Raw genomic sequence first — 213 nt, forward strand, 5'->3', positions numbered from 1 at the left:
ACAACCGCAAATGTACATGATAGTAAAATAGCTCCTGCATTGCTTCGGGATATACAAAACCAAAATGTGTTATTTTCTGTTGCAGATGCCGCTTATGATAGTCAGCACATGCATGAAATTGCCGGAGCATGTGATATCTTTGCGATCAATCCAATTAACCCGCGTAATAGCGGACCAATCAAAAGTACACATCGTCGTGTAGTGTCTCATTTT

Annotated in this window: 1 pseudogene; it reads left to right on the plus strand. The window is 40.4% G+C overall.

The features are described 5' to 3' along the window. Positions 1–213: pseudogene (locus ACQRBL_RS33030) on the plus strand (ISNCY family transposase); the annotation flags it as partial.

Source organism: Bacillus sp. AF62, from assembly GCF_050312695.1.
GTDB lineage: Bacteria > Bacillota > Bacilli > Bacillales > Bacillaceae_G > Bacillus_A > Bacillus_A cereus.